This is a genomic window from Neorhizobium sp. SHOUNA12A (assembly GCF_023006505.1).
In the GTDB taxonomy this organism is placed as follows: Bacteria; Pseudomonadota; Alphaproteobacteria; order Rhizobiales; family Rhizobiaceae; genus Neorhizobium.
This window is the reverse complement of sequence record NZ_JALBGV010000154.1, coordinates 1-6,464: the sequence shown is the minus strand read 5'-3', so window position 1 is coordinate 6,464 and position 6,464 is coordinate 1. Positions and strand designations below refer to the sequence as shown.

At 62.7% G+C, this 6,464-nt stretch carries 9 protein-coding genes and 1 pseudogene; 4 read left to right on the top strand and 6 right to left on the bottom strand.

Going from position 1 to position 6,464, the window contains the following annotated elements:
* From MOV63_RS31765 to MOV63_RS31755, 3 genes and pseudogenes are all read right to left on the bottom strand, one after another.
* A pseudogene (locus MOV63_RS31765) lies at positions 1 to 389 on the bottom strand (peptidoglycan-binding protein); the annotation flags it as partial.
* Positions 361 to 1,896, bottom strand: a complete 1,536-nt coding sequence (locus tag MOV63_RS31760; RefSeq protein ID WP_247039723.1) for a HAMP domain-containing sensor histidine kinase — start codon at positions 1,894 to 1,896, stop codon at positions 361 to 363. The gene MOV63_RS31760 and the pseudogene MOV63_RS31765, both read right to left, overlap by 29 nt.
* Positions 1,897 to 2,042: 146 nt before the next feature.
* The gene (locus tag MOV63_RS31755; protein ID WP_247039722.1) at positions 2,043 to 2,267 is read right to left on the bottom strand and encodes a hypothetical protein; all 225 of its coding nucleotides are present in this window, start codon (positions 2,265 to 2,267) and stop codon (positions 2,043 to 2,045) included.
* Positions 2,268 to 2,361: 94 nt separating this feature from the next.
* Here MOV63_RS31755 and MOV63_RS31750 point away from each other — a divergent pair, with 94 nt between their 5' ends.
* Both MOV63_RS31750 and MOV63_RS31745 read left to right on the top strand, forming a co-directional pair.
* A complete protein-coding gene (locus MOV63_RS31750; RefSeq protein ID WP_038541164.1) occupies positions 2,362 to 2,781 on the top strand; it encodes a DUF5330 domain-containing protein in 420 nt (139 codons plus the stop codon).
* 217 nt (positions 2,782 to 2,998) lie between these two features.
* Entirely contained in the window at positions 2,999 to 3,421 is a 423-nt protein-coding gene (locus MOV63_RS31745; protein WP_247039721.1) for a SufE family protein, read from the top strand.
* On the opposite strand, the gene MOV63_RS31740 is transcribed toward MOV63_RS31745, so the two are convergent.
* Positions 3,405 to 4,025 (bottom strand): TetR/AcrR family transcriptional regulator, encoded by a 621-nt coding sequence (locus tag MOV63_RS31740; protein WP_247039719.1) that lies wholly within the window; start codon positions 4,023 to 4,025, stop codon positions 3,405 to 3,407. The two genes, MOV63_RS31745 and MOV63_RS31740, sit on opposite strands and share 17 nt — an antisense overlap.
* Before the next feature lie 156 nt (positions 4,026 to 4,181).
* On the opposite strand from MOV63_RS31740, the gene MOV63_RS31735 reads away from it, so the two are divergent.
* A complete protein-coding gene (locus MOV63_RS31735; protein WP_038541159.1) occupies positions 4,182 to 4,943 on the top strand; it encodes an SDR family NAD(P)-dependent oxidoreductase in 762 nt (253 codons plus the stop codon).
* 97 nt (positions 4,944 to 5,040) lie between these two features.
* Here the strand turns inward: MOV63_RS31735 and MOV63_RS31730 are convergent, their stop codons facing one another.
* On the bottom strand, positions 5,041 to 5,634 hold the full coding sequence (locus MOV63_RS31730) for an NADPH-dependent FMN reductase (RefSeq protein WP_038584901.1): 594 nt from the start codon (positions 5,632 to 5,634) through the stop codon (positions 5,041 to 5,043).
* Positions 5,635 to 5,686: 52 nt separating this feature from the next.
* On the opposite strand from MOV63_RS31730, the gene MOV63_RS31725 reads away from it, so the two are divergent.
* Complete coding sequence (locus MOV63_RS31725; protein ID WP_405029410.1) at positions 5,687 to 6,085, top strand: winged helix-turn-helix transcriptional regulator; 399 nt, start codon at positions 5,687 to 5,689, stop codon at positions 6,083 to 6,085.
* Positions 6,086 to 6,146: 61 nt separating this feature from the next.
* Here MOV63_RS31725 and MOV63_RS31720 read toward each other — a convergent pair.
* The coding region (locus tag MOV63_RS31720) for a DUF6456 domain-containing protein (protein WP_247039717.1) at positions 6,147 to 6,464 on the bottom strand (318 nt) is incomplete at its 5' end.

The window sequence follows — 6,464 nt, the reverse complement described above, 5'->3', positions numbered from 1 at the left end:
ACAACGGTCGGCGCAGGCATCTCCGTCTGGGCCGGCGCTGCGGTCGGCACAGCGGCTGGAGCCGGCGCTACGACGCTCGGATCGGCGCGCTCGATGCGGAAGGTCGTGACATCGGCAGGTGCGGTGCGCCTTGCCGGACGATAACCGGCAATCTGATTCGGGTTCTTGGAATCGCGGGTCGCGAGGAACGGGGATGGATGGCCGCCCGGCTGATACCAGAGCGCATTGGCGGCGACGAAGGAGAACACGACGCCGAAGGCAGCGCTGCCGAACAGGGCCTTCGGCCGGCGCGCAGCAGCCCGCGCTCCCGCCAGAGCCAAGCTCGACAGAATGCCAGGCTGCTTGACAGTTTTTTTCCTGTCAGGCGATTTTCGCTTCCGCGCGGTCATCGATAAAATCCTGTTCGTCCATCATGGCCGCATGCCGGGCTGCCCTCAGCCGCGGCGGGAATTCGACTTTCTCCTCCCGGGAATCATCCCGTTTTGCTTCGACGCCGGAGCCGTCCGATGGCAGCGAGATCGTCACCACGGTCCCCTCGCCCGGACGGCTGGCAATCGCGAAACGACCGCCGTGCAGCGCCACCAGGCCTTTTACCAGAGAAAGTCCGAGACCGGTACCTTCGTAGGTGCGGGTATAGGCGTTTTCCACCTGCATGAACGGCTGACCGATATATTGCAGCTTTTCGGCCGCGATGCCGATGCCGGTGTCGCTGACGGAAATCTTGACGTCATCGCCCTCGAGCATGGCGTCGATCGACACGACGCCGCCCGGACCAGTGAACTTGATCGCGTTGCCGGCGAGATTGATGAGGATCTGCTGTACGGCGCGACGGTCGGCGATCACTTCGCCAAGCCCGCGGGGGGCGCGGCTTGTCAGCGTCACGCCTTTTTCGCGGGCGGTCAGGTCGAGCATGGCGCGGCAGGTTTCCACGGCTTCCGCAATCGCGAAGGGTTCGGCGAGCAGTTCGTAGCGGCCGGCCTCGATCTTCGACATGTCGAGCATGGTGTTGACGACGGAGAGCAGATGGCCGCCGGACTGGCGGATCAGCCCGACATATTCGCGCTGGCGGTCGTTTTCGAGCCTGCCGAAATATTCGCCGATGAGCACGTCGGAAAAACCGAGAATGGCGTTGAGCGGGGTGCGCAGCTCGTGGCTGACGGCGGCGAGGAACCTCGACTTCGCCTCATGGGCGGAGCGCGCCTCGGCGACATTGGCCGCGGCTTCCAGGCGGAGCTGCTCTTCTTCCGACATGTCGCGTGCCTGCGCCAGGACGTAGAGAAGCTCCCCTTCGCCGTCGCGAATGGCGGTCATGTCGAGACGGACCGACAGAAACTGGCGGCCGGCAGCCGAAAACGGCCGCTCGATGCGGATTTCGGCAAGCGCGCTCGCCGCACCCTGGCGCAGCATGTCGAAAGCCTGGACGAGGCCAATCCGGTCGGACACGTGGACTCGCTCGGCAAACGGCTCGCCGGCCGCTTCGCGCAGGCTTGGCGGAAACAGATGCTGATCGCGACCGCCGGTCTTCACCAGCAGGCCATGCGGATCGAGAATGAGCGACAGGCCCGGCATCGCATCGAAGGCAACCTCTTCCGGCTGCGGCGCGGCAATAAAAGCCACGGCATGGCGCGGAAAGGCAAAGGAAGCGGCAACGGCCAAAAGGAAGAGCGACAGCACCAGCGCGACGCCGACGGGCAGAGCGAGCGCCGGCGGCAACAGCAGCGACAGCGCCGGCGGCACGGTCAGCAGTGCGCCAAGGCCAGAGAAGACGAGGCGGCGGAACTGGGCAATTTCACCGGCGCGCGCGGTCTCGCCCTCGCCGAGGCGCGTGAGCCAGCGGGTGGCGGTCTCATCGACCAGCGTGACCGCCTTTCCGGCAATGTTACTCAATACGCGCACGCAAAACCCTGCACAGACTCGGTTGTTGAAGCCGACAATAGGCCTCCGTGGCTTAAGGAAAGGATAAAACCAGGGGGTGCGGGAAGCCCCGCAATGACCCAAAATCCGGCTTTGGGACAGAACGGACACGCCTTCTGAGCTTGTGGTTAACGCAACGTAAGCAACGGATTTGCTTCAATTTTTCCCAAGACGTTAACCTTTGTGGCGAGCCAGCGGCCAGGAAAGCCAACGGGTTCGGGTGGGCTGCCGCAATTATGCTTAACATCGATCGCTAAAATTCGATTCAAGTTCGCGACAAAGGCGCTGCAAATGCCGATATTTCGCATTTTAGGCAAATTTGCCGAAAAACCGAACGGTCCCGTCAAAGCCATATTCGCTTCCCGGCGGTACAACCATGTCCAAGACCGGCACAGATCCGGCGGCCCGCTTGAAGAGAATGGCGGGAAAAAACAGGTGGACAGAGCGATGTGGTTTCTCATCAAGGGAAGTATGTGGTTCGCGGCGGTGCTGGTGGTGCTTTCCTACTTCAGCAGCAAGCCGGCGACCGAGACCGACGGGCTTTCGCCTCTGCAGGTCAGCAACGCCTTTTCGGCGGCGACCGAAGCCTATCAATATGTGAGCGCCATCTGCACCGAAAAACCTGAGGTCTGCGAAAAGGGTGCTGAGACCTTCTCGGCGCTCGGCACGAGGGCTAGGCAAGGCGCCCAGGTCGCCTTCGAGCTGCTCGACAAGCAGTTCGGCGACAAGGGCACCCGGACCGCGGTGCTTGCCGATCCGGAGCCGACCCCATTCCCGGCCAGACAGGCCGAAACGGCAGCCGCTGCTGTTGCCGACACCATCTTCACCGGCACCGTGCCGGTCCCGCAGAAACGGCCCATTCGTTAGGTTGACGCGCTGACAAACAGCGTTGCGGACGTCTCTTTCGAATTCGAATTTCAAAACTTGCGCCGGGCTCTGATAGCCATGGTTCCCGGCGCCGGACTGCCTGCCCTGTCATTCAGCATTTTTGCTGACGCCGTGAGGATTACTCCTCACGGCGTTTTTTTGCTTTTATCCCGGCCTGCAGTGCCTATATGGAGCGGATAGAAGAACCGGAGCGCTTATGGCCAGCCTCAAGCAGATCATCGAAGATTTCGAATACCTCGACGAGTGGGAAGACCGCTATCGTTACGTGATCGAACTCGGCAAGGCGCTGCCGGACCTTCCCGACGACCAGAAGACCGCGGAGAACAAGGTGCAGGGCTGCGCGAGCCAGGTCTGGCTGGTCAGCCATCTCGGGGACGGCAGCGCCGACCCGGTGATGACCTTCGAGGGCGATTCGGACGCCCATATCGTGCGCGGCCTCGTCGCCATCGTGCTCGCCGTCTATTCCGGCAGGACCGCCTCTCAGATCGCCGCCACAGACGCGATCGAAATCTTCGACCGTATCGGGCTTGTCGAACACCTGTCGTCCCAGCGCGCCAACGGGCTGCGCTCGATGGTCAAGCGCATCCGGGAAGAGGCTAGGATCAGGGCTGCGGCTTAGGGCGCAAGGACCCCTCCCGCGCATCAGTAGGCCAGGTGGAAAGCGCTTGCTCGGCGACGGCCTCCAGCGTGTCGCGACTGAAGCCGGCTTTGGCCTGTACCGCCATGCCGTGAAGAACGGCCATCAGGAATGCCGCAAGCGTATCGGGCCTCGCCGTCTCCGGCAGGTCGCCCTCGGCCTTTGCCCGCTCGAAGCGTTGGCGAAGCTGCGCCTCGGCTTCGGCCCGCGCCTCGATCAAGGCCTGCCGGACAGGCTCCGCTTCATCCGACCCCGCCAGGACACCCTGGATGCCAAGGCATCCCGTATGGTCGGGATAACGGGTGGTGAGGTCGATTGCACCCTGGAGAAGGTGCGCCGCAACCTCACGCGCCGTGGGCAACTGGAGTGCAGCGGGAACATAGTCCACATACCGCTCGTAGTAGCGCACCAGGGCCTTGCGGAAGAGCGCTTCCTTGTTGCCGAATGCGGAATAGAGGGCCGGTCTTTCGACACCCGCCGCCTCGGTCAGGTCGGCATAGGAGGCGCCCTCATAGCCCTTGCGCCAGAAGACGCATATCGCGGCGTCGAGCACCTTCTCCACATCGAATTCGCGATGGCGTCCCATCAGCTCTGCTCGGCCTTTTTCATAATGACCGTTATTAAAGCCCCTTGACCATCATTGTCAAATTTCATACCGATCGTTATCGTAACATACGTTATGAAATTTGGGCCGCTCGACAAGATCGAGTGGAGCCCTTCGTCGAATAGGGAAAGGATACTCATGTCCAACATATTCAAGGGGAAGGTCGTCCTCATCACCGGCGGTTCGCGCGGCCTCGGTGCGGCGACGGCGGAAGCGTTCGCCGATCACGGAGCGGACGTCGCGATCAGCTACGCGGCCTCGGCCGACAAGGCGAAAGCCGTCGTGGAGAAACTCAGGGCAAAGGGGGTTCGCGCGATCGCGGTCCAGAGCGACCAGGCCGACCTTTCTTCCGCAAAACCCCTGATCGACCGGGTGATGGCGGAATTCGGCAGGCTCGATATCCTCGTCAACAATGCCGGCATCGCCATCCAGGGTCAGATGGTCGACGATCCGGAACTCGACGGGGACAACTATAATCGCCAGTGGCAGGTCAACGTGCTGGGCACGATCGCCAATACCCGCGCGGCGGCGCAAAAGCTGACCGACGGCGGCCGGATCATCTTCGTCGGCTCCCTCCTCGGCTCCTACGTCCCCTTTCCCGGTGTCGCCGACTATACCGGAACCAAGTGGGCGCTCGCCGGATACGCGAAGGGCATTGCCCGCGACCTTGGCCGGCGCAATATCACCGTGAACGTGGTCCAGCCGGGAATCATGCCGACCGACATGGCCGCAGACGTTGCCGGCGAGCTTCCGAACCGCGACGCCATCCTGGACATGCATCCGATCCGTCGCATCGCAACGCTCGAGGAAGTGGCCGAAACCATCTGCTTCCTGGCAGGACCGCATGCGGGCTATATCAACGGTGAGACGGTGAATGTAGCCGGCGGTCTCGGAATCTGAGCGTCGAAGCCCAAAGCTTCGACGCAGAGGTCCGGATCGGATCACCAGCGAAAAATCCCTGAGCTTCGAACGAGGCTCAGGGGCTCGCGTCAAGAGATCAGGCTTCCGCTGCCTTGGCGGCCATCGTGGCCTTTGCCCACCAGACCAGTTCGTCGAGCGCCGTTTTGGCCGAAGGCAGCAGATTTGCCTCGATCTCCTCGATCGGCTTGTTGCCGCCCCTCGGGGCGACAGCCATGAAGTCTCCGCCACCGATATGGACGGCGGCGTGGGTCGATACCATCTGCAGCTCGACCCCGATGCCGCGCAGGTGTTCCACGGCGCGCGACGCACCCGTGCCGCCGTAACCGATGGCGGTAAAGGGTTTCCGGTTCCATTCCTTGTAAGCCTGATCGAGGGCGTTCTTGAGCACGCCGGTGAGCGAATGATTGTACTCCGCGACCACGAAGATGTAGCCGTCGAAGCGGCCGACGGTTTCCTGCCAGCGCACAGCTTGCGGGTTTTGGCTCGGCATCCACATGTTCGACGCCATCTCGTCAAAGAACGGCAGCGGATGGTCGCGCAGATCGACCAGTTCGACCTCGATGTCGTCACGCGCCTGCGCCTGCTTCAACATCCACTGTGCCGGCCTGTCGGCAAAGCGGGTTGGGCGGGTAGAGCCGATGACGACCGCGATTTTGGGCTTCGGAACCATAGTATCCTCATGTATGTTGGTTTCTGTCCGTAACCATCTATCCGAGGATCGAATGCCTCATCAAGGAAGCACTTTTCGGATACCAGGTAACCGCGAGGATACCAGGTCTTGCGAACCCATCAGCCGCATGCTGGCCCGGATCAGCGACAAGTGGACGCTTCTGGTCGTGCGCGTTCTGGGTAACGGCCCTCTTCGCTTCAATGCACTGAAGCGGGAGATCGGCGAGATCAGCCAGAAGATGCTGGCTTCCACTCTTCGCGATCTTGAGGAGAATGGTTTCGTGACGCGGACAGTCACCCCGACGACGCCTCCGCAGGTGGAATATGCCCTGACGGACCTCGGCCGGGACTTTTGGGAGCCAGTGCAGGCACTGGCCGATTGGACCCATGCGAATTCCCCGAGGATCGACGCCGCCCGCGCCGCTTATGCAGCGAACCGGGCAGCGCGTTAGGCTGGCGCTTCTGGAGCCGCTCACAAGCTGCATGCAGCGTCAGCCTCACAAGTCTTCTCCGTCACAAGGCCGGCCGGAAATCTTCCGCGCCCCAATGATGGCTCTGGCGACGTCTTGGCGGAGCCGGCGGGGCATAATGGCGGGCGAGCGCCAGCAGCGCGGTGCGCAGCATGAGTTTTGCCGAGCGCGCCGGCCATTGGCGTTCGCGTTCCACCGTCTCCAGCCCCTTGGCAAAGCAGCAGACATCCACCGCGACGCCGGAAAGCTCCGGTCCCATCGCGTCCATCGCCCTCGAAAAACGGTTGCGGGCGGATATCGCGCTGTCGGCGATGTCGGCCTGGCCACCGGCGGAGCCCTTGGCGCGGGTGGCGAGCCGCGG

Coding starts and splice junctions, on each gene's coding strand:
- MOV63_RS31755 (WP_247039722.1), bottom strand. CDS start 2,267: ATGGCTTTGACGGGACCGTTCGGTTTTTCGGCAAATTTGCCTAAAATG.
- MOV63_RS31750 (WP_038541164.1), top strand. CDS start 2,362: ATGTGGTTTCTCATCAAGGGAAGTATGTGGTTCGCGGCGGTGCTGGTG.
- MOV63_RS31745 (WP_247039721.1), top strand. CDS start 2,999: ATGGCCAGCCTCAAGCAGATCATCGAAGATTTCGAATACCTCGACGAG.
- MOV63_RS31740 (WP_247039719.1), bottom strand. CDS start 4,025: ATGGGACGCCATCGCGAATTCGATGTGGAGAAGGTGCTCGACGCCGCG.
- MOV63_RS31735 (WP_038541159.1), top strand. CDS start 4,182: ATGTCCAACATATTCAAGGGGAAGGTCGTCCTCATCACCGGCGGTTCG.
- MOV63_RS31730 (WP_038584901.1), bottom strand. CDS start 5,634: ATGGTTCCGAAGCCCAAAATCGCGGTCGTCATCGGCTCTACCCGCCCA.
- MOV63_RS31725 (WP_405029410.1), top strand. CDS start 5,687: ATGCCTCATCAAGGAAGCACTTTTCGGATACCAGGTAACCGCGAGGAT.